20 protein-coding genes and 1 tRNA gene are annotated in these 19,269 nt (G+C 62.0%); 14 read left to right on the top strand and 7 right to left on the bottom strand.

Annotated features, from left to right (window positions below; genetic code table 11):
* Positions 1 to 123 precede the first annotated feature (123 nt).
* The 10 genes from ACR65W_RS03015 (at position 124) to ACR65W_RS02970 (ending at position 8,780) form a co-directional block, all read left to right on the top strand.
* Positions 124 to 702 (top strand): hypothetical protein, encoded by a 579-nt coding sequence (locus ACR65W_RS03015; RefSeq protein ID WP_434498513.1) that lies wholly within the window; start codon positions 124 to 126, stop codon positions 700 to 702.
* 369 nt (positions 703 to 1,071) lie between these two features.
* Positions 1,072 to 2,385, top strand: coding sequence for a winged helix-turn-helix domain-containing protein (locus tag ACR65W_RS03010; protein ID WP_434498515.1), 1,314 nt, complete (start codon positions 1,072 to 1,074; stop codon positions 2,383 to 2,385).
* Between the two features lie 56 nt (positions 2,386 to 2,441).
* Complete coding sequence (mce, locus tag ACR65W_RS03005; protein ID WP_434496768.1) at positions 2,442 to 2,846, top strand: methylmalonyl-CoA epimerase; 405 nt, start codon at positions 2,442 to 2,444, stop codon at positions 2,844 to 2,846.
* A gap of 5 nt (positions 2,847 to 2,851) precedes the next feature.
* Positions 2,852 to 3,088, top strand: a complete 237-nt coding sequence (locus ACR65W_RS03000; protein ID WP_434498516.1) for a DUF1467 family protein — start codon at positions 2,852 to 2,854, stop codon at positions 3,086 to 3,088.
* A 142-nt stretch (positions 3,089 to 3,230) separates the two neighbouring features.
* Positions 3,231 to 3,306 (top strand) — tRNA-Lys (locus ACR65W_RS02995).
* A 1,532-nt stretch (positions 3,307 to 4,838) separates the two neighbouring features.
* On the top strand, positions 4,839 to 5,657 hold the full coding sequence (locus ACR65W_RS02990; RefSeq protein WP_434502269.1) for a hypothetical protein: 819 nt from the start codon (positions 4,839 to 4,841) through the stop codon (positions 5,655 to 5,657).
* A 95-nt stretch (positions 5,658 to 5,752) separates the two neighbouring features.
* Positions 5,753 to 6,022 carry a hypothetical protein gene (locus ACR65W_RS02985; protein WP_434498518.1) on the top strand — a complete coding sequence of 90 codons (270 nt, stop codon included), beginning with the start codon at positions 5,753 to 5,755 and terminating at the stop codon, positions 6,020 to 6,022.
* A 116-nt stretch (positions 6,023 to 6,138) separates the two neighbouring features.
* Complete coding sequence (locus ACR65W_RS02980; protein ID WP_434498519.1) at positions 6,139 to 6,678, top strand: hypothetical protein; 540 nt, start codon at positions 6,139 to 6,141, stop codon at positions 6,676 to 6,678.
* A 39-nt stretch (positions 6,679 to 6,717) separates the two neighbouring features.
* Complete coding sequence (locus tag ACR65W_RS02975; protein ID WP_434498520.1) at positions 6,718 to 8,274, top strand: porin; 1,557 nt, start codon at positions 6,718 to 6,720, stop codon at positions 8,272 to 8,274.
* A 149-nt stretch (positions 8,275 to 8,423) separates the two neighbouring features.
* Positions 8,424 to 8,780 (top strand): hypothetical protein, encoded by a 357-nt coding sequence (locus ACR65W_RS02970; RefSeq protein WP_434498521.1) that lies wholly within the window; start codon positions 8,424 to 8,426, stop codon positions 8,778 to 8,780.
* Between the two features lie 159 nt (positions 8,781 to 8,939).
* Here ACR65W_RS02970 and ACR65W_RS02965 read toward each other — a convergent pair whose 3' ends face one another.
* Both ACR65W_RS02965 and ACR65W_RS02960 read right to left on the bottom strand, forming a co-directional pair.
* Positions 8,940 to 9,944, bottom strand: coding sequence for an MORN repeat-containing protein (locus tag ACR65W_RS02965; protein ID WP_434498522.1), 1,005 nt, complete (start codon positions 9,942 to 9,944; stop codon positions 8,940 to 8,942).
* 155 nt (positions 9,945 to 10,099) lie between these two features.
* A complete protein-coding gene (locus tag ACR65W_RS02960; protein WP_434498523.1) occupies positions 10,100 to 10,942 on the bottom strand; it encodes a lytic murein transglycosylase in 843 nt (280 codons plus the stop codon).
* On the opposite strand from ACR65W_RS02960, the gene ACR65W_RS02955 reads away from it, so the two are divergent.
* Positions 10,917 to 11,315 (top strand): hypothetical protein, encoded by a 399-nt coding sequence (locus tag ACR65W_RS02955; RefSeq protein WP_434498624.1) that lies wholly within the window; start codon positions 10,917 to 10,919, stop codon positions 11,313 to 11,315. The two genes, ACR65W_RS02960 and ACR65W_RS02955, sit on opposite strands and share 26 nt — an antisense overlap.
* A gap of 278 nt (positions 11,316 to 11,593) precedes the next feature.
* On the opposite strand, the gene ACR65W_RS02950 is transcribed toward ACR65W_RS02955, so the two are convergent.
* Genes ACR65W_RS02950 through galK form a run of 4 tightly spaced genes read right to left on the bottom strand, consistent with a single transcriptional unit; the run spans position 11,594 to position 15,153 of the window.
* A complete protein-coding gene (locus ACR65W_RS02950) occupies positions 11,594 to 12,259 on the bottom strand; it encodes a 3-oxoacid CoA-transferase subunit B (RefSeq protein ID WP_434498524.1) in 666 nt (221 codons plus the stop codon).
* Positions 12,259 to 12,915: a CoA transferase subunit A gene (locus tag ACR65W_RS02945; protein ID WP_434498525.1), complete on the bottom strand. Its 657-nt coding sequence runs from the start codon at positions 12,913 to 12,915 to the stop codon at positions 12,259 to 12,261. Before ACR65W_RS02945 ends, ACR65W_RS02950 begins: the two co-directional genes overlap by 1 nt.
* Before the next feature lie 15 nt (positions 12,916 to 12,930).
* Positions 12,931 to 13,980, bottom strand: coding sequence for a UDP-glucose--hexose-1-phosphate uridylyltransferase (locus tag ACR65W_RS02940; protein WP_434498526.1), 1,050 nt, complete (start codon positions 13,978 to 13,980; stop codon positions 12,931 to 12,933).
* Between the two features lie 9 nt (positions 13,981 to 13,989).
* The gene (gene galK / locus ACR65W_RS02935; RefSeq protein ID WP_434498527.1) at positions 13,990 to 15,153 is read right to left on the bottom strand and encodes a galactokinase; all 1,164 of its coding nucleotides are present in this window, start codon (positions 15,151 to 15,153) and stop codon (positions 13,990 to 13,992) included.
* An 83-nt stretch (positions 15,154 to 15,236) separates the two neighbouring features.
* Between galK and ACR65W_RS02930 the strand changes: the two genes are divergently transcribed.
* Positions 15,237 to 17,195, top strand: a complete 1,959-nt coding sequence (locus ACR65W_RS02930; protein ID WP_434498528.1) for a beta-galactosidase — start codon at positions 15,237 to 15,239, stop codon at positions 17,193 to 17,195.
* A gap of 25 nt (positions 17,196 to 17,220) precedes the next feature.
* On the opposite strand, the gene ACR65W_RS02925 is transcribed toward ACR65W_RS02930, so the two are convergent.
* Positions 17,221 to 18,234: a magnesium transporter gene (locus tag ACR65W_RS02925; protein ID WP_434498529.1), complete on the bottom strand. Its 1,014-nt coding sequence runs from the start codon at positions 18,232 to 18,234 to the stop codon at positions 17,221 to 17,223.
* Positions 18,235 to 18,454: 220 nt separating this feature from the next.
* Between ACR65W_RS02925 and ACR65W_RS02920 the strand changes: the two genes are divergently transcribed.
* Together ACR65W_RS02920 and ACR65W_RS02915 are read left to right on the top strand one after the other, a co-directional pair.
* On the top strand, positions 18,455 to 18,823 hold the full coding sequence (locus ACR65W_RS02920) for a DUF5132 domain-containing protein (protein ID WP_434498530.1): 369 nt from the start codon (positions 18,455 to 18,457) through the stop codon (positions 18,821 to 18,823).
* A complete protein-coding gene (locus tag ACR65W_RS02915; RefSeq protein WP_434498531.1) occupies positions 18,824 to 19,267 on the top strand; it encodes a hypothetical protein in 444 nt (147 codons plus the stop codon).
* Positions 19,268 to 19,269 lie beyond the last annotated feature (2 nt).

Raw genomic sequence — 19,269 nt, 5'->3', positions numbered from 1 at the left:
TTCTTTCCTTGGACAGCCTATCGCATGCGCGTGGGCGACGCACCGAACCGCTATTCGACGAAGGGATGACGCGCAAGCTGAGTTTCAGAGCAGCGTCGTCCCCTTTTGAACAGGGAGGACGGCATGTCGAAGCCTCTTAGTCCTATTTGGTTGCTGATGTTGGCGGCGCTCGTCTGCGCGCCGCTATCGCTCGCTTTCGCTCATGGCGCGATGCAGCGCCAGCGGAACGCCTGCATGCTGAAAATCGGCCCGGATTTCATGTATTTCTCCGGCTATCAGCCTGCGGCGTCGCGCAACAGGTTCTGTGAGGACATTCCCACGATTGGCGCGACGATTTTCGTCCTCGATTATGCTCAGGACGAGATGCGGGAAATGTCGACGGACTTTCGCATCATCCGCGACATCGGCGACAAGGAGCCGCAGGAGCGCCTCGACGCCGTCACGGTGGCCTATCTGCCGCCAAAGGTCTATCCGGCCGGCACGCTGAACTTTGAACATGTCTTCAACGAGACCGGCCAATTCGTGGGGATCGTCACGGTCGACGGTCCCAACGGCGAGCATTGGGTGTCGCGGTTCCCCTTCACCGTCGGCGGCCGGCCGCTGCTCGCGCGGATGCCTTACTTTCTTTTTGCGGCCGCCGGCGTTCTGGCTCTCGTGCTTTTCGTTTGGGGAAAGGATGACCGGAGCGCACGCGGCGCTTAGAGCGCTTCCCATCACATGGCATCATGTGATCCGGAAGGAATCACTCAAAATCAAAATGTTGAGCAGGTTCTCATCGAAAAAGTCTGTCAACTTTTTTGGAACCTGCTCGACGCGGAAGACGGCGCGGCGTCATGCGGCCGTCAATTTGGACGCGCATAGACTGCGTCGAGCCTTCCGAACGTGCTGCGTATCTGGAAGGCTCAAACGCCGGGCCGGAGGTACGTCCGGCGTTTTTTATTTTGGAGAGCCAACGGCCGCCGGGAAGGGCCAGAATTTCAAAAAAACTATGTGATTTTGAAGACTTAACCATATACGCCTCTTGCCGAAGCCGCGCCGTCTTGCCATCATCGCGGCTGGCTGGGGGCCGCCATGGGCGAGTTGGTGAAGCGATTTTCAGGATTCAGTTACAGCGCACAGGGCGGACTGCAGCGCGACGGCAAGCGCATTCATCTGGGCCCGCAGGCGCGCCAACTTCTTGAAATGCTTCTGGAGTCGCCTGGCGTCCTGATCACCAAGGGCGAAATCGCCGCGCGGCTGTGGCCGGATCGCGCCGCGTCCGACGATTCGATCGACCGCTGCGCCTATCTATTGCGGAAGCCGCTGCGCAACGCCGGCGGCGAGGAGCTGATCGCCACCGCCTATGGCCGGGGGCTGTCGCTGCGCGGGACGGTCGAAACCATCGACGAAGGCGCCGCGCAAACGCTCCGGATCGCGCCGTTGAGCGAGCCGCATATTCTCGATCTCTGGCAGACCGCCTATGAGCTTGCCGGCGACCGCACGCGAGATGGCTTCGCGCGCGCGCAGGAAGCAATTGCGTCCGCCGCCCAAATCGACCCCGGCAACCCGGCGGTGTGGGCTCTCGCCGCCGACATCGCCGCCGGCCGAGTCGTACGCGGGTTTCTTCGTCCCGCCCAGGCGGCGGCGATGATCGAGGACTTCGCCGGCCGGGCGCTCGGCGTCCTGCGCGATCATACGCCGGCGCTGGCCGTTCTCGGCTGGGCCCGCGGCGCGCTCAGGGGCAAGATTGCCGAGGGCCTCGCGCTCCTCGATCAGGCCGTCGCCGTTGATCCTCTCTACGGCAAAGCGCGCGTCTACCGCTGTTGGCTGCTCGCGGCGGCCGATCGGCTCGACGACGGCATCGCCGATTGCGAAGAGGGCCTCGTCAACTCGCCGCATGATCAGGCGCTGCTGTCATTGCGCGCCTGGCTCATTCTCTGCGCCGGCGACCTCGAGCGGGCGCGCCGGTATGCGCGCGATGGGCTCGACTTGCGGCCCGACGCCGCGACTCTGCATCTCGTGATGTCCATCGCCTACAGCCTTCAGGGCGTTCACGAACAGGCGGTGAGCACGGCGCGCCGCGCCGTCGCCTCGAGCCCAGACGATCCCTTCCAATTGACCGTGCTCGCCTATGCGCTCGCCCGCGCCGGCCGCGCCGAGGAGGCGCAAGCGCTCATCGGCAGGCTCGTCGAAGACGAGGAGCTCTACGCGCCGCCCTGCTTTCTCGGCGCGGCGTTTTTCGCTCTGGGCAAGCGCGCCGAGGCCCTCGAAGCGATTCGACGCGGCCTTTCCGAAGGCTGTCCCTGGAGCTCCTTCGCACGCGTCGATCCGCGCTTCGTCGCTTTGCGCGGCGCCATCGACGGATTCGGCCGCCCGCAGCAGGCCGAGGCGCGCCCCGCCGGTTGAAATTGCCCGCCTCAGCGCTTATTGGCGCTGCACAGCATTCTTCCGGAAGGAAAAAAATGATCGGCCGTCTGAACCATGTCGCTATCGCTGTCGATAGCGTCGAAAAGGCTTCCGCCATCTACCGCGACGCGCTGGGGGCGAAGGTTTCGGCGCCAGAACGCATCGCGGCGCACGGCGTTACGGTCGTTTTCGTCGAATTGCCGAACACCAAGATCGAGCTGCTCGAGCCTTACGGCGAAAACTCGCCGATCGCCGGCTTCGTCGCGAAAAATCCAGCCGGCGGCATCCACCACATCTGCTATGAGGTCGAAGACATTATCGCAGCGCGCGAGCAGCTCAAGGCCTCGGGCGCGCGCGTATTGGGCGACGGGGAGCCCAGGATCGGCGCGCATGGCAAGCCCGTGCTGTTTTTGCATCCCAAGGACTTCTGCGGCGCCTTGATCGAACTCGAGCAGGCTTAAGGCGGATGCCCTTTTCCCTGCCGCTGGCGGCGGCGATCTACCTGACGATCTGGTGGATCGTGCTGTTCGCCGTGCTGCCGCTCGGCGTTCGCTCGTCCGAAGAGGCCGAAGAAGAGATTCCCGAGGGCGCCGACCCCGGCGCCCCAGCCTCTCCCGATCTCTTAAAAAAAGCGGGGATCACGACGGTGGTCTCGGCTGTCCTCTTCGGCCTGCTGGTGCTTTTCGCCAAGCTCACGGCGTGAGCGGGCGCGGTCGCCCGCCGGGGGTTGACCGGCCCGCCGCCCGCCGGTAGTTGATCGCGAGGCGCGGGACGGACGACCCGCACGGCCGAACGGACCGACCCGCTCAGTCGACTTCGGCGGCGCCGCCCGCCGCCTCTGGAGCGAGCGCGTAGCTCAGTCGGTAGAGCACCTGACTTTTAATCAGGGGGTCGTGGGTTCGAGCCCCACCGCGCTCACCAAACATTATCAATTGGTCAAAGCGCCGGCATCACTGTCGGATTGAGAATGTCGAATGGGTCGCGCATATCGCGGCGTCAGTCGGCATCGCGCCCGCAGTCGTGAGACTCGCCGTCGGTCACGTTTTTGGCTTTCTCCACAAGCGCCATCCGAATGCCCCCGCCGACGAACTGATCGAAAACATCCGCGGCGCTGGGGCCGCGATAGGGGACGCTGCGGCGGCGGCGCGCTCGGAGGCGTTGGCGGCTTGTCGGCGGCGCGAAGGGCGACGTCCTTGCGCCGACGGCTCGATTGACGAGCCTAGGTCTCTCTCCCGACCGGCTTCAGAAGCTGGCCAGAGAGAGATTCGGCGGCGCGGAGCTGGTTATCGGCGAAGAGAAGCTGCGAAGCATGACTGATTCGATTCCTGGCCTGTCGTAATTTCTATGGCCGAAGTCGTGATTGACGCGTCTCAGGCAAGGTAAGAGGCCCGAATTCGCGCCGCGCAGAGCCGCCCCGCGCACGCCGCGCTTCGACATCGATTCGTTGAGCAGGAGCGGGCGTGCTCGCCGACGCGGCCAACCCTGAACGTTCGCGCGCCTTGGACACGCAGAATCGCCAGCGTCCGAGATTTGGCCGCCAGCGCGCGCCAAGATCAACAAGTCCTTTTCAAATGTTGGCGCGGAGCGCGCGCGCCGTTTCCACAAATCAGCGCGACTCGCTCGCGACGTTCAGGCTTACGGCTCCGCTCTCCATGGTCTTCATTGAAATAAATCGCTGGAGACAGCCTCGGCGCACGCCTCCATCTCCGGCAGGAAAGTCATTGAGCGTTTTAGCAAAACAAGTGACATGTAACACTCTCACATGTCACTTGAGCAAAGAATGCTAATTGGCTTTGCTCCAGCGATTTACGCGCTGGCAGCTATGCATTTTATGAGTTTTGCACGCCCTGTACTTATAGGATGGCCGTGATCTGAACGCCTGAGAACCATAGCTCGGCGGATTTTGTTCGCGAACCATATTCTCCAGCACCACGGTGCCGATCGGGCCCATATCCCCTTGAGCCATCAGCGAAGTTGGGCTCGTAACAGCCAATGAGAGAAAGGCGGCTGAGATCAGCTTAAGTCGGTGGAATACCATCATTTTTTCCTCGCATGACCGTAGAGCGCTCGAGTTGATTAGCTATGCAGCGAACGTCCATGGAATACAAGAAGAGTCTTTGGCATTCATTTAAAGTTCACATTTCTGAAACGTTCCATAATTCTCATTTGCATTCCAGCGACGATGTCAAACACTCCATGGTAAAGTTTGTCCACACGTTCAAAAGCCCATATTTTTTTCATGCAGCGTCGAAAATATTGATGATATCTCTGATATTTAGACCATGTACATTGCAGCGCGCTACAATGTTGCACTTTCGCCACAGTTGTTACTAAAACTGGTTAGCGAGACATTTAGTGGCTGGACGGATCGACTGCACTTGGACAACTCTGCGCCTCGATGATCGGCGCGCTGGTCGTCGGCATTAGACAAAATCACTAGAAGGATCCTCCCCATGAAGAAGCTTTCGCTTGTGGCCATCGCCACCGTGCTCGCCGCTCCCGCCTTCGCTGATCCGATCGGCGCCAACGTCGGCATCAACACCTCCGTCTCCCAGGGCGTGAACGTCGGCAGCGTCACCAACCTCGGCCTCAACAACGTCGGCGTTGTGAATCAGAACGTCGCCGTCGGCGGCGGCATCGCGATGGCGACCGACACGTTCAACCAGCGCTTTGCTGATTTCAACATGGAGACGCATGCCTTCAGCGTCGGCAGCATCGTCGACTCGGGCAATGGCGGCGAAGGCGGCGACGTCAACGTCGTGGCGATCAGCGCCGCGGTGGCGCTGTCGGAAAATGACTCCGATCAGGCCGGCCTCGCCGGCGGCCTCGCGATCCCGGTCGCTCTCTCAGCCCAGGGCACTGCGCTGCAGGACCCGGCAGCCGGCAGCATCAATCCGGTTAACGTTGGCGTCGGCCTCGGCCGCAACGAAGCCGACGCTGACGCGCGACTCACCACGGTTCAGGCCAATCTCTCGTCGCAGCGTTCGACCACTGTCGCCGCCTCCAGCCAGGACGGCATCGGCAACGGCATCGACGCCAATGGCGGCGACGGCAAGGCCTTCATGATCACCATCGGCTCGAACAACACCAGCATCGACAACACCTCGGTGTCGAAGATCGAAGTCGACACCAGCATCAACGTCGCCGATCGTGGCGGCGTCGCTGGCGGTCTGCGCCTCGAGGACTCCTTCAACCCGATCGATATCCAGGACAATGCGGTCGCGATTAACGGCTTTGCCGCCACGCTCAACCACAACAGCATTGAAGACTAATTACTGAAACGAGCGCCGGTGCGCTTCTTTAGCCAACCGGCGCTCGCGAACTTCGAGGGCGGCGTGAGCAGAACGCCTTTCAAAGGATCACTCCAATGAAGTCGATACTGCAAGCCGCCCTCATCGCGCTCATCGGGTTCACCGTATTTGCGGCTCCCGCCGACGCAGCCAAGAGTCACAGGCAGCGACGACCTGTAGCGGTTGTGGCGGATGACAGTTCGCCGGCATGTCTCGGCGGCTATTTGGCGCAGACGGAAGCTCAGGATTACCTCAGAGACGACATCTGGGTTTTGGAGCCGGTTCCGGGCAGCGACAATCGCCCCTATCGCTTCGACTGTCGGCAACCGGTTTTTCTCTCGCGCTAGTTCTTAGCGCCGAGTCTTTAAAGAGCGCCCTCGCGCGCTTGTTCGTCATTGTTCGAGAACTGGGGATGAAGATGTCGCGAACCTCGCTTCTAGCCGCAATCTTCCTCCTGAGCGTTATGAACTCCGCCTTTGCGCAGATGGCGACGCAAAGCGCGCCTTTCAATTTCGCATATGGGTTCACCGGCGGATCGCAGTCCGCCATCGACCTCTCGCAGTCCGGCTTCGTGAATGTCTATTACGGAGTTCAGGACTCCAATCAGGCGAATCAAGCGGTGATCAACCAGAACGGGATCAACAACTATTCGCAGATGCAACAGGTCGGCGATTCCACGGGTGCGTTTAACAGCAGCCCGAACCTTCGCGGCGACGATCCGCGTTATGGCGGACAGAATTACGCGTCCGTGACCCAGCACGGCTTGGAGAACAGTTCGCAGATCACGCAAATGGGGGGCACGAATGTCGCCGCCGTCGCCCAAAACTCCGCCGTCGGCAATGGCGCCGCGCCTCGGGTGCAAATTCCGACCGACGGTCCGATCTACCAGTCCTATCAAACCTCGGAAGGTTATCTCTCTCTTTTCGCCACGGACAGCATGAGCCTGGCGATCTGGACGCCGCCAGGTCTGACGGCGACGAACAGCTTTGGACGAATGCACTGACGACGAACTTTTGACCGGATTGTCCAAAGGGCTTGCTCCGTGAAAACGCGAATAAAAATCGTCGCATCATTCGCCTGCGCCGCCGGAATGGCCGGCGCGTCGGCTGCGCGCGCGCAACCGGCAAGTTTCGACAAGGGCGTCGACGCATCGATCCTGGAAGCCACACGCGCGATCGAAGAGCTCAACGCCGCGTCAAAAACGCGAGTGAAAGAGAAGCATCCCGCCAATCAGCCGGTGGCGAAAGCGGCGCGGCCCGTTGTGAGAATGACGGGGCCATGCAACTTGAACGGCAATACCCAGTTTTTTCAAATTCCGTACACCGGCTTTTGCGGCGCGGTCCATGGATCCTTCACCGGTTTCCTGGGAAAGGACTTTGCGACCGAAGACATCGCATTCACGACGCAGCGGCTTCCTGCGTATCGATACGGATGGAGCGGCCTTGGATTGAGCGCCGCCGTGCCGATGCTGTACTACTGGAAAAATCCGCTCGTCGGCAAGACGACGTCCGGCGCTTATACCGGCACATACAGCATGGTGAATTTTCTGGCCTTCCGGAACACGGATTACGGAACGATCTCCGTATTCATCAACGCCGGAGTGTTCGCCAGGACGGTAAAGAACTATGAAGGCGAAACGCGCATAACCCTGAACCAGATCTACGGAAACTATTGGAGGGGGGCCCTCGACCAAGCCTGGGTTCAATTCGGTGGGCTGCGCGTCGGACTCCAGCCCTCGCTCTTCAGCTTCAGCCGCACCGGCTACACCTTTATGCCCGGCTACGCGTCCTACATGACGACGCCGGCGGTTTCGTACACCCACAGAATCGAAAATATCAACGTTCTCCCAGGTCTCCTGCCGCGCTTGGGCGCCTCGATCAGCGTATCGGCTGAAGATCCGACGCTGAGGCGTTATCCGGACGGGGTTTTGTCCAGATATCCGACGGGCATGGGATACCCGGACTTTGTCGCGCAACTGCGCGTCGGCGCGCCCGCCTTCGTCGTCCACGCGTCGGGAGCTATGCACGAAATCAGGGATGTCTCCGCCAACGCCTACAATACCTTCATGCCGAAATACTCCACTTGGGGCTGGGCTGCGCAGCTCGCCGGCGAATATCGTTGGAAGTGGAGCGGGCTCGTTGGTCCTATTGGCGGCGAAATGTACGGCAAGGCCATGCTGGCGGCGACCGCGACTCAAGGCGCGCTGTCGTACCTCGGCATGCCGTATATGTCGATCGACTATGTGAGCAGCTCGACTGGAACGATCCAGAGGAGCTCCGGTCAGGCGATCATGGGATCCTACGAACACCTTTGGACTCCCGTGTTCAAGACCTCGATCACCGGAGCGGCGTTCCAATCCTTCATGGGCTCCGCCCCGGAATTCCTTGGCTTCGGCAACGTAGCTTTCGGCTTCAATACGCAAGTCAGAGGCCAGCGCGTCGTTGGAAACGCCGAATATTGGGCCGGCGAGGGATGGGCGTTCGGACTGGAAGGCGGCTGGACATGGAGCCAGGCCAACGGCCAATACCTCGGCGGACGCGGCCTGCCGGTAGCCGTCAATTTCCCGAACGTCCTCACCTATATGCGGAAGGCCTTTTGACGAGGCCGGAAACATGTGGCGTTTCGGCCACATCGAAAAGTCTATCGCAGTTCGTATAGGTCGAAACGATCGACCGCAGCGCGCTGCAAAGCTAGGGTGACAGTAGGCAGTATCCGAACACTGAACGCTAACTTCCAGGGACCAGATCCATGAAAAAGCTGATCGCGACAATATCCTTGTTCATGCTGGCGGCCGGACCGGCTCTCGCCGACGGTCAGAACAATCAGAACCAGAATCAGTCCCAAGCGTATGGCAACAACTATTCGACGGTCACACAGCTCGGCGTGAACAATAACGCCGCCGTCGTTCAGAACGGCTCGGTCAGCGGAAGCCTCCTCGATCTTGGTTCGGGGAACCAGAATCAGAGCAATGTGAACATCGATAAGCAAGCCTTCGCGGTCGGCAGCATCATCGACTCCGAAGGCGCGACGATCAGCAAGACGGACTCTGACAACATCTCCATTTCCAATAATTCGCAAGCCTCGATCGTCACGCCCATCCAATAAGGCGCTTCGAAGCGAAAGACGGCCGAGACTCTATAAACCCCAGCCCGCGCGGGCTGGGGTTTGCGTTTTCAAGGACTTCGCCTCAGCGCGGCGGCGGCCCTGGCGACCACCGACAGAACGACCTGCCCCAGCCCCCGCGGAGCGCCGGGCCCACGCGGCCTACTGGGGCTGATATTTGCCCGCTTTAAACAGTCCGGACTGCGATTGCCCATCGGGCAAGTTCATCGTTCCCTGTCCGTCCGGCTCGCCATTCTGGAATTCGCCGCGGTAGGAGGCGCCATTCGGCAGGGTGAGAATGCCCTTGCCGTGCGGGCGTCCGTCGCGGAATTCGCCCACATATTTCTTCCCGTCGGGAAATGTGTAAACGCCCTTGCCGACGATCCGGCCGTTGACGAATTCGCCGCTGTAGCTTTCGCCATTGGCGATCGTGAACGTGCCTTTGCCGTGACGGACGCCGTCGCGGAACTCGCCGACGTATTGTCCGCCGGACACGAAAGTGATCGCGCCGCGCCCGGTCGCCTTTCCGTTACGGAACTCGCCCGCATAAAAGTCGCCGTTTGGAAACTTCAGTCCGCCGACGCAGCGCTTCCAAGGCTTGGCCAAGCTGACGTCGCAAGGCGGCAGACCGTTTTTCGGCCCCTTCTGTTCGCTTTGCGCCGCACTACCGGCTTTCGGCTTCACCGCAAGTTCGCCGTCAACGAAATTTCCGGAGAATTTCTTGCCGTCGGGCATGGTGACGGCGCCCTTGCCATGGGGAACGTCACTCTTGAACTGGCCGACATAGATTTTTCCGTCAGCGGCGACCAATTTGCCCTGCCCGCTTTTCTTCCCGTCCTTGAAATTGCCGGTGTAGGACTCGCCGTCAGGATGGGTGATGGTTCCCTTGCCGTTTGGCGCGCCGTCGCGGAATTGGCCCTCGCATTTCTTGCCGTCCGTGAAAATGAGCGCGCCTTTGCCGTTGGCCTTGCCGCCCTTCATCTCTCCGATATAGCGGTTGCCGTCCGGCGCGGTTATGACGCCGAAGCACTGCTTCGAGATGTTTTCCTGTGTGCATTTTGGCAGTTTGCTTTGCGCCGACGCGGAGAGCGAAAGCCCGGACGCGCCCGCACAAAGCGCAAGCATGAAGATGCCGCGGCGAAATTTGGAGACTGAGGCGTAAGGCATGGCAAAACCTGCGCTGGTGAGGCGACGGAACCGTGAGCCTTATAGCCTAGTCGAAAATTAGAACAACGAACTTTTTCAAGGAAGAATTTGTTAAAATCCATGAGAGCGGATCGTTCAGCGATCTTTCGACATGCGCGCCAACAGCGCGACGCCGCTCATTGCGCGCCTGTGAGCTTCGTCGCCAACAGGGCGATGGTTTTTACGTAAACGCGCGCCTGATTCCACTCGAGCAGAATCGCGAAGTTCGGCTCGCCTTCATTCCAGCCCGCGCCCGTGCGCCAGCCTTTGCCCTTGAGGAAATTCGCCGTCGAGGCGAGCGCGTCTGCCGTGGATCGTATGAGATCGCGTCTGCCGTCGCCGTCGAAATCGACGCCATATTTCAGATAGGAGGAAGGCATGAATTGCGTCTGGCCGATCTCGCCAGCCCAGTCGCCGCGCATCTGCGCCGGAGACATATCGCCGCGCTCGACGATCTTCAGCGCGTGATTCAGCTCTTCATGAAACTGCGCAGAGCGCCTGCAGTCATAGGCGAGCGTCGCTAACGCCTGCATCGTCCTGAAGCGCCCATTGTCGGCGCCAAAGCTCGTTTCCAGTCCCCAGATCGCCACGAGCACCGCTCCGGGAACGCCATAACGCGCCTCGATCCGTGCGAGCAGGGCCGCGTGCCGCTGAAGCAGCGCCCGCGCCTTGCTCAAGCGGGCGGGCGTCACCAGGCGACTCGAAAACTTCTCGAAACTTTGGAAAAAAATCCGCTGTCCGCGGTCGCGGCCAATCACCGCGTGATCATAGGTTACGCCGGCCAGCGCAGCGTCGAGCGTCCGTTGCGAAACGCCTTCCGCCGCGGCGTCGCGTTTCACCTCCTCGAGCCATTGGCGAAAACCAGGCGCCGATGATCCACATGGCGCGGCGCGCGCCGATACGGCGCAAGCGCCCAAAGCCAGCGCGCTGGCGGCAAGTAACGCGCCCCACGACTTGGCGCTTTTCGACAGCCGGTTCATGGCCGGCAGTTTAATGGGCCTGCGAAGGCGCCGCAATCAAGCCGCGTGCAACCTCACAGCGCCCGACGACCTTGGCGGAATGCGCGACCAGCGCCGGCATTCCTCAAGCGAAGAGCTGAATCAGCGGCGCTTTGCCCTGAACTGGCGTTTGCAGGCGCTTGAAAGCACGTTCATATGCGCGCGCAGGCACTTTTCGACGGCGATCGCATTGGGCTCTTCCGCTGCGCAGAACTTGTGGGAATCGCGCTCGCAGGCCGCGCGCTGTTTGTCCATCGTCCGGGCTGTCGCGGGATTGAATGCGGCGAGGCCAATAAAGGCCGCAAGAAGGAAAATCAGCTTGCTCATAGATCGACTCTTTGCTGTTGGCGCTTGACCGCCGCGGTTCAAGAGCGGCGCGGCCAAAGCGACAAGTGTAGCGGCTCCAGCCAATATCAAGGGCGTCGAGGCAAGGGCGTCGAGGCAAGTGCGCCGCACGGCCTACGCTATCAGCGGCGCATCGACGAACTGATGCTGATCGAGACAAAGAAGCCCGAGTCGGCTCCACAGATCATTGCAAATTCGAGACGCAAGAGAACGCCAACCGGCGTAGCGCTTTCAATCACTGAGAGTTCCGAAGCGCTTATGCGCACGGACGCTGAAGCGAGTCGTCGTTCAGGCGGGCCTATCGACGATCGGCATCTCAGGCGTAACTTCCGGCACGATCAGCCGCGCGCCAGTGCAGGCGACGATATCCGCGACGCTGACGCCGGGTGCGCGTTCGCGGAGCGCCAGCCCTTCATCGGTCGGCTCGATCACCGCGAGCTCGGTCACGATGAGGCTGACGCGCCGCGCCGCTGTCGGCGGCAAGGTGAGAGTTTCGACGATCTTCGGCTCGCTCTTAGCGACGTGCTGCATCGCTATGATGACGCGCTTTGCGCCCGCGACGAGGTCCATGGCGCCGCCCATTCCCGGCGTAAACTTTCCGGGAATCATCCAGCTGGCGAGGCGTCCCGCGGCGTCGACCTGCAGCGCGCCGAGCACCGCCATGTCGACATGGCCGCCTCGAATCAACGCGAAGCTCGTCGCGCTGTCGAAACTGGCGGCGCCCGGCAACGACATGATGAGTCCGCCGCCGGCGTCAATGAGATCACGATTCTCCATTCCATCCGGCGGCGGCGCGCTGAAGCCGATAAGGCCATTTTCGCTCTGCATGGCGACGGACATCCCCTTTGGGATGAAACGCGCCACGAGAGTCGGCAGGCCTATCCCGAGATTGACGAGCATGCCGTCGCGCAGCTCCAGGGCGACGCGGCGCGCGATGATTTCCTTGGCGTCCATCAGCGCGCCCTGCCCACGATGTGCGTGACGAGCACGCCCGGCGTGCGCACCGCGTCGGGCGGAATGACTCCAACCGGGACAATCTCGTCGGGTTCGGCGATGACGCAATCGGCGGCGAACGCCATGACCGGGTTGAAATTTGCGGCCGTGAGTCGATAGGTCAGATTGCCGTAGTAATCGGCCTCATGCGCGCGCAACAGGGCGAAATCCGCCCGCAGCGGCTTTTCGATGAGAAAGCTTGCGCCGTCGATCTCAACCATCTGCTTGCCTTGCGCGACGACCGTCCCCACGCCGGTCGGCGTCAAGACGCCGCCAAGCCCCGAGCCGCCGGCGCGGATTCGTTCGGCGAGCGTGCCTTGCGGTATGAGCTCCACTTCGATCGCGCCGGCGCTCATCAACCGCTGCGTGGTCGGATTGGTGCCGATATGCGAGACCTCCACGCGCGCAACGCATCCGGCTTCGATCAGCCTGCCGACGCCGACGGTCGGATAGGCTGTGTCGTTGCCGATGATCGTCAGCGCGCGCGCGCCACGCGCGACGAGCGCGTCGATCAACCGATCAGGCGACCCGACGCCAAGAAAGCCGCCGATCATGACGCGCGCTCCGTCCGGAATGAGGTCAGCTGCGGCCTCGGCGGCGATCGCGGTTTTCCTCATCTCGCTGAATCCCGCTTATGGTGTGGGCTTGTCGAGATAATGCGTTTCGGAAACGTCACGCAGACGCGCCGCCGCCGTTTCCGGCGTGATGTCGCGTTGCGGTTCGCCAAGCATCTCGAATCCGACCATGAATTTCCGCACGGTGGCCGAACGCAGCAGCGGTGGATAGAAATGCGCGTGAAAATGCCAGTTGGCGTGCGGCGCGCCGTCCGTCGGGCGCTGATGGAATCCCATCGAATAGGGAAAGTCGGTTTCGAACAGATTGTCGTAACGGATGGTCAGGCGTTGAAGGATCTCGGCGAGCGCCCCCACTTCATCTGCGGTAAGATCGTCAAAAGAGCCGATATGCCTTGTGGCGAGCACCATGGTTTCGAACGGCCAAATCGCCCAGAACGGAATAAGCGCAACGAAATGATCGTTGCGGCAAACGATTCGCTCGCCGAGGCTTTGCTCAAGCGCCAGATAGTCGCACAGGAGACAGGAGCCGTTTTGGGCGAGATATGCGCCCTGCCGCTCCGATTCCTTGGCGGCTTCGTTCGGTATGCTGTGCGTCGCCCAGATCTGGCAGTGCGGATGCGGATTGCTCGCGCCCATCGCCGCGCCGCGATTCTCGAAAATCTGCACGTAGTTGATCATATCGAGAGCGCCGAGCCGCAAACTCTCGTCGCGCCATGCCTCTACGACGGGAACGATCTCGGGAACGGTCATGCGCGATAAAGTCAGATCGTGGCGCGGCGAGAAGCACAGCACGCGGCATCGCCCGGGCTCGCTTTGCGCGACAAGCAATCCGTCTTGAACGATCTCCTCCGCTGACGCCTGCGGCGTGAGCGCCGCGAAATCATTGCCGAAGGCGAAAACGCCCTTATAGGCCGGGTTGCGTTCGCCATTCGCCCGCTCGTTTCCAGGACACAGATAGCAGGTCGGATCGTATCGAGGTCGATCGGGATCGTGGGTCTTTTCGACCTGGCCTTGCCATGGACGGCTGGTCCGATGCGGCGAGACGAGCACCCACTCGCCTGTGAGCGGATTAAATCGGCGATGCGAGGCGTTACTCAGCAGGGACACGAGCCGCTCCTAATCGCCGACAGGGCCCGCGCCGGGACCGGGCACGCAGGTGAGGACGGGCGGCGTAACGCCAGTCGCTGTGCGATATCTGTCCGCCATCGTCTGCGCGAAGGCTTCCGCGCGGCTCGCTTCTATAAGATTGATGGTGCAGCCGCCAAATCCGCCGCCCATCATCCGCGCGCCATAGACACCCGGAAGGCTGCGGGCGATATCGACCATGAGATCAAGCTCGGCGCAGCTCACCTCATAGTCGTCGCGCAGACTTTCATGCGAAAGATACATGAGACGGCCGCATTCCTTAAGGTCCCCCGCGTCCAACGCCGCGGCGGCGCGCAACGTCCGGTCGATCTCGCCGACGACATGCCGCGCGCGGCGAAAGACGAGTTCGGGCATCGCATCGGCGTGTCGCATCAATTGGACGAATGTCACGTCCCGCAACGCCGCTATTCCATCGATCCGCGTCGAGAGAACCGCGACCGCGCGCTCGCAGTCCGCGCGACGCAAATTATACTCATCGCTCGCGAGCTGGTGACGCACCATCGTGTCGCAAAGGACAAGACGCGCGTTCGGATCTATCGCAACTTTCCGCGAAACGAGACTGCGGCAGTCGAGCAGCAGGGCGCTCCCAGCGACGGCGCAGCACGATATGTACTGGTCCATAATGCCGCAGCGAACGCCGACGAACTGATTTTCGGCGCGTTGACATATTTTGGCGAGTTCGACTCTGTCGACCTCGCAGCCGGAGATCGTCAAAAGCGCGAAGCCCGCGGCGACTTCGAACGCCGCCGAGGCCGAGAGTCCGGCGCCGATGGGCAGATTTCCGTCGAGGACGAGATCGGCGCCGCTAAGCTTGTAACCGGCGCGCTCAAGAAAAATCGCGACGCCCCGGATATAATCGGTCCAATCGCCGCGCGGCTGTGCGTTCGCATCGTCGAGATCGAATTCGACGACTTCGTCCATGATCAGCGAGCCTATGCGCAAACGGCGGTCCGAGCGCGGCGCAATCGCCGCCCAAATCGAGAGGTCAAGCGCCGCCGGCATGACGAAGCCGTCGTTGTAATCGGTATGCTCGCCAATGAGATTGATGCGGCCCGGCGCCCGAAAAAGGCGCGGCTCACGCTCGAAACTGCGGCGGAAGGCGGCAATCAGATCTCGCTCGATCCTCGACTCCATTCCGGCCACAGTCCCATTGTCATCAAATCGTCAAGGCGACGCCGCATCGGATCGGCGGTAGGGGATCAAATGATAGACCGCGCATGACACGTCAACGCCTTGGCGTTTGCTACTATCCTGAACATTGGCCTCAGTCACGCTGGAGCGAGGACGCGGCCATGATGAAGGAGATAGGTCTTTCCTTTGTTCGGATCGGCGAATTCGCCTGGTCACGGCTGGAGCCGAGCGAGGGCGCCTATCGTTTCGAATGGCTGAGCCGCGCCATCGACACGCTTGATCGCGCCGGCCTCAAGGTCGTGCTTGGCACGCCGACGGCGACGCCGCCCAAATGGCTCGTCGACAAGTTGCCGGAGGTGGCGGCGCTCGACGCCGATGGGCGGCCGCGCAAATTCGGCTCGCGCCGCCATTATTGTTTCAGCCACGAAGGTTACGCTCAAGAATGCGAGCGCATCGTCGAGCATCTGGCGCGCGCTTTCGGCACCCATCCCGCCGTAGCGGCGTGGCAGACCGACAATGAATATGGCTGCCACGACACGGTGCTCAGCTATTCGCCGGCCGCGCTGCAGGCGTTTCGGCGATGGTGCGCGGCTAAATATCGCGCGATCGAAACGCTGAACGAAGCCTGGGGCAATGTCTTCTGGTCGATGGAATATCGAAGCTTCGACGAGATCGAGCTGCCGAACCTGACCGTCACCGAAGCCAATCCGTCGCATCTGATGGATTTTCAGCGCTTTTCGTCCGATCAGGTCGTCGCCTTCAATCGACGCCAGGCGCAGATCATCAGACGTCATGCGCCGGACGCGACGATCCTCCATAATTTCATGGGCGCGTTCGTCGACTTTGATCACTATGCGCTGTCGGATGATCTCGACGTCGCCGCGTGGGACAGCTATCCGCTCGGCTTTCTCGAACGCTCCTCTCACGACGATGATTTCAAGCTGCGCTACATGCGCGTCGGCGATCCTGACTTTCAGGCCTTTCATCACGATCTCTACCGCGCGTGCGGGCGCGGCCGATGGCAGGTGATGGAGCAGCAACCGGGCGCCGTGAATTGGGCGCCATGGAATCCGGCTCCCGCTGCAGGCGCCGTGCGGCTCTGGACCTTCGAGGCCTTCGCCGCCGGCGCCGAGGCGGTGAGTTATTTTCGCTGGCGGCAGGCGCCTTTCGCGCAAGAACAGATGCATGAAGCATTGCTGCTGCCAAACGCCGCGCCGAACGAAGCCTATCATGACGTCGCGCGCATTTCGAAAGAACTCTCTTTATTCGATGCGCGCGTCGAAACAGCGCGCGCGCCAGTGGCCCTGGTCTTCGATTATGAAAGCGCCTGGGCGTGGCGCATCGAGCCGCAAGGTGAAGACTTTTCTTATTTCGATCTTGTGATGTGCTTCTATCGGGCGCTGCGGCGCGCGGGGCTTTCCGTCGACGTCGTTCCGCCGACCGCGGCGACGATCGCTGATCGAAGGCTGATCATCGCGCCCGCGCTTTTTGCGCCGTCTCACGACTTCGCAGAGGCGCTGGCGAAAAGCGGCGCGACGATCCTGCTGGGTCCGCGCGCGGGATCGAAGACGGCCGATTTTCAAATACCCGCGGAACTGCCTCCCGGCGTTTTGCGAAGCGTGATCGACATTCGCGTCAGACGAGTCGAAAGCCTTCGACCAGGCGCACGAATTACACTCTCCGGACAAGGCGCTTTCGTGCGGTGGCGCGAATTCTTGGCTCTCGGCGAGAACGTCGCGGCTGAACTCACTTCGGAAGACGGCGAGACTGCGCTGGCGCGATCCGAGGACGTTTTTTATCTCGCCGGCTGGCCCGACGAAGAATTGCTGAGAAGCGTGCTGCGACGGGTTTTGGTTGTCGCCGGCATATCGACGCTCGATCTTCCGGAGGATATCCGCGTCCGCGACAATGGGGCGATGCGCTACATTTTCAATTACGGCGCCAAGACGACGGACATTTCGGCGCTCGTTGGCGACGAAACTCTATCGCTGGGCGAGCGCCTTCTCGAACCTTGCGGCGTCGCCGTCTTCAGGCGTCCCGACTGACCGCCGCACGCTTCAAACGCGCGGCTCAAAACACCAGCCAAGAAGCGATGACAAAATAGGTCAAGAGGGAAAACGTGTCCTGCACCACGGTCGCGACCGGGCCGGAGCCGAGCGCTGCGTCATAGCCGAGCCGCGCAAAAATCCAGGGCATCAGAAACCCGAACGTCGTTGCGATGGTGCTCGCGACCGCCAGCGAAATCCCGACGGTCGCGGCGAGGCCGACGCTCGAAAAGAAGAACCAGACGATCGGGAAAGCGAGGCAGCCGAGCATCGCGCCGAGCAGCGCCCCGGTGCCGAGCTCCCCGGCGAAGAGCGGCAGCAGCGCAGAATCGGTCAGCGACAGGCCGCGGATGACGACGACTTCCGACTGCGTGCCGACCGAATCGGCAAGATAGACGATAGCGGGGATAAAGAAGGCGACGGCGATATGCGCGCTGAGCGCAGTTTCAAAGCGCGACATCATGGCGGTCGCCGCGGCGCTGCCGGCCATGCCTACAAGCAGCCACGGCAATCGATACAGCGCGCGACGATGCGGCGCGGCCGTCAACGCGTCTCTTGCAGCCTCCGACTTGCCGAGGATGCCCACCATGTGATGCAGATCCTCAAGATGCTCGTCGCGCAAGATGGTCATGAGCGCGCGCGCCGGCACGGCGCCGAGAAATCTTCCTTCGGCGTCGCAGACGGCCAAGATGGACAAGCCCGAGTGAATGGCGACGCTGGCCGCAGCTTCGCGATCCGCGCCGAGCGGCACGCTGTAGGCTTCGGCCGTTCGCGCAATGTCATGCAGCGGCGTCGTCTCCGGCGCGCCAAGCAGATCGCGTATGGCGACGACGCCAATCAGACGACCGTCTTCGGCAAGCACGAAAACATGCGAGGCGTCGTCGAAACGCTGGCCGATCAACCGCGCCCGCGCCTCGCCGGCGCTCTCCTGCCAGCGGGCCAGAGGCACGGACGTCACGAGATAGCGCCCCACGGTCTGGCCGTTCATCTCCACTGGAGGCAGGCGGTCGAGCGTCTGGATACTAGGCATTGCGGTCATGGCTTCTCATGATGTTCTGAGAGACAAGCGGCGTCCGGGCCGATTGAGCAGCGGGTAGCCGCAGCTCATAGGACCGCGCCACGTTACAGTTATGTGACCGTGTTCGCGCGCTCTTTTCGCGATCGCGTCGATTGTTGCTGATAGGATGTCTTGATAGAATTTCTTCGCCGTCGCCGCTTGGCCCCGGCGGCCCGTAGCGAATCGGACCGGAGTCGAAGTGATGAAACCCTTTGGATTTGCATTGGGCGCGTTGACGGGCGCCGCCGCCGTTTTGCTCCTGAACCGTCAGGGAACGCAGCGCGTGCGCCCGATCGCCAAGGCGGCGATGAAAGCCGCGGTGATGGCCTATCACGAAGCGCGCGTGCAAGGCGCCGAACTCGCCGAGGCCGCCGAGGATCTCTTCGCCGAAGCGAAGACCGAGGCCGCCGCCGATATTTTCGCGGCCGCGGTGGCCGCCGCCCAGGCCAAGGCCGCGCAAGCCAGAACTGAAGCGAAGACCGAAACGAAGCCCGAAGCGACGTCAAAGCCCGAGAGCGCGGCGCCAGCAGGCGAGGCTCCCGCGTCGCGGGCCGCAGGCGAGAGCGCGTAGATGACCGACGCAATCCTGCCCCTGGCGCAGGTGGCCCACGCCATGCCCGGCCGCGCGCGGCTGCGTGTCGCCGACCGCCGCGGCGACGCCGCTTATTTCGCTTCGGTCTCCAAGGGCCTGTCGGCGATCGCCGGCGTTCGCAACGTCGAAGTGGCGCCGCTGACGGGCAGCGTGCTCATTCAGCACAGCGGGCCCTTGGCGCGCATCGGCGTCGCGGCGCAGGAGGCGCGGCTCTTTGTCGTCGGCGAAGCGCCTCCCGCCGCGCGCGCGGCGCCGGAAGTTTCCATCGATCCAAAGGTCGTCGCGGCGCTGGCGCTGTTCGCCGCCGCGCTGTGGCAAATATCGAAGGAGAGCGTTTTGCCGCCGGCGATCACCCTGCTGTGGTATGCGAGCCGGCTGGGCGGAGTCTGGTCGCTGGATGGCGACGGCGGGAGTGGGGAGTAGGC

It is taken from the genome of Methylocystis sp., assembly GCF_051062815.1.
GTDB lineage: Bacteria > Pseudomonadota > Alphaproteobacteria > Rhizobiales > Beijerinckiaceae > Methylocystis.
Note: the sequence above shows the minus strand (reverse complement) of the source record. Positions and strands in the feature narration are given on the sequence as shown.

What these genes read in the sequence shown, in the direction of transcription:
- ACR65W_RS02925 (WP_434498529.1), bottom strand. Translation starts at nt 18,234, where the DNA reads ATGACCGCAATGCCTAGTATCCAGACGCTCGACCGCCTGCCTCCAGTG.
- ACR65W_RS02920 (WP_434498530.1), top strand. Translation starts at nt 18,455, where the DNA reads ATGAAACCCTTTGGATTTGCATTGGGCGCGTTGACGGGCGCCGCCGCC.
- ACR65W_RS03000 (WP_434498516.1), top strand. Translation starts at nt 2,852, where the DNA reads ATGCCCTTTTCCCTGCCGCTGGCGGCGGCGATCTACCTGACGATCTGG.
- ACR65W_RS02915 (WP_434498531.1), top strand. Translation starts at nt 18,824, where the DNA reads ATGACCGACGCAATCCTGCCCCTGGCGCAGGTGGCCCACGCCATGCCC.
- ACR65W_RS02970 (WP_434498521.1), top strand. Translation starts at nt 8,424, where the DNA reads ATGAAAAAGCTGATCGCGACAATATCCTTGTTCATGCTGGCGGCCGGA.
- ACR65W_RS02980 (WP_434498519.1), top strand. Translation starts at nt 6,139, where the DNA reads ATGAACTCCGCCTTTGCGCAGATGGCGACGCAAAGCGCGCCTTTCAAT.
- ACR65W_RS03015 (WP_434498513.1), top strand. Translation starts at nt 124, where the DNA reads ATGTCGAAGCCTCTTAGTCCTATTTGGTTGCTGATGTTGGCGGCGCTC.
- ACR65W_RS02930 (WP_434498528.1), top strand. Translation starts at nt 15,237, where the DNA reads ATGACACGTCAACGCCTTGGCGTTTGCTACTATCCTGAACATTGGCCT.
- ACR65W_RS02950 (WP_434498524.1), bottom strand. Translation starts at nt 12,259, where the DNA reads ATGGACGCCAAGGAAATCATCGCGCGCCGCGTCGCCCTGGAGCTGCGC.
- ACR65W_RS02945 (WP_434498525.1), bottom strand. Translation starts at nt 12,915, where the DNA reads ATGAGGAAAACCGCGATCGCCGCCGAGGCCGCAGCTGACCTCATTCCG.
- ACR65W_RS02990 (WP_434502269.1), top strand. Translation starts at nt 4,839, where the DNA reads ATGAAGAAGCTTTCGCTTGTGGCCATCGCCACCGTGCTCGCCGCTCCC.
- ACR65W_RS02985 (WP_434498518.1), top strand. Translation starts at nt 5,753, where the DNA reads ATGAAGTCGATACTGCAAGCCGCCCTCATCGCGCTCATCGGGTTCACC.
- ACR65W_RS02965 (WP_434498522.1), bottom strand. Translation starts at nt 9,944, where the DNA reads ATGCCTTACGCCTCAGTCTCCAAATTTCGCCGCGGCATCTTCATGCTT.
- mce (WP_434496768.1), top strand. Translation starts at nt 2,442, where the DNA reads ATGATCGGCCGTCTGAACCATGTCGCTATCGCTGTCGATAGCGTCGAA.
- ACR65W_RS03010 (WP_434498515.1), top strand. Translation starts at nt 1,072, where the DNA reads ATGGGCGAGTTGGTGAAGCGATTTTCAGGATTCAGTTACAGCGCACAG.
- galK (WP_434498527.1), bottom strand. Translation starts at nt 15,153, where the DNA reads ATGGAGTCGAGGATCGAGCGAGATCTGATTGCCGCCTTCCGCCGCAGT.
- ACR65W_RS02960 (WP_434498523.1), bottom strand. Translation starts at nt 10,942, where the DNA reads ATGAACCGGCTGTCGAAAAGCGCCAAGTCGTGGGGCGCGTTACTTGCC.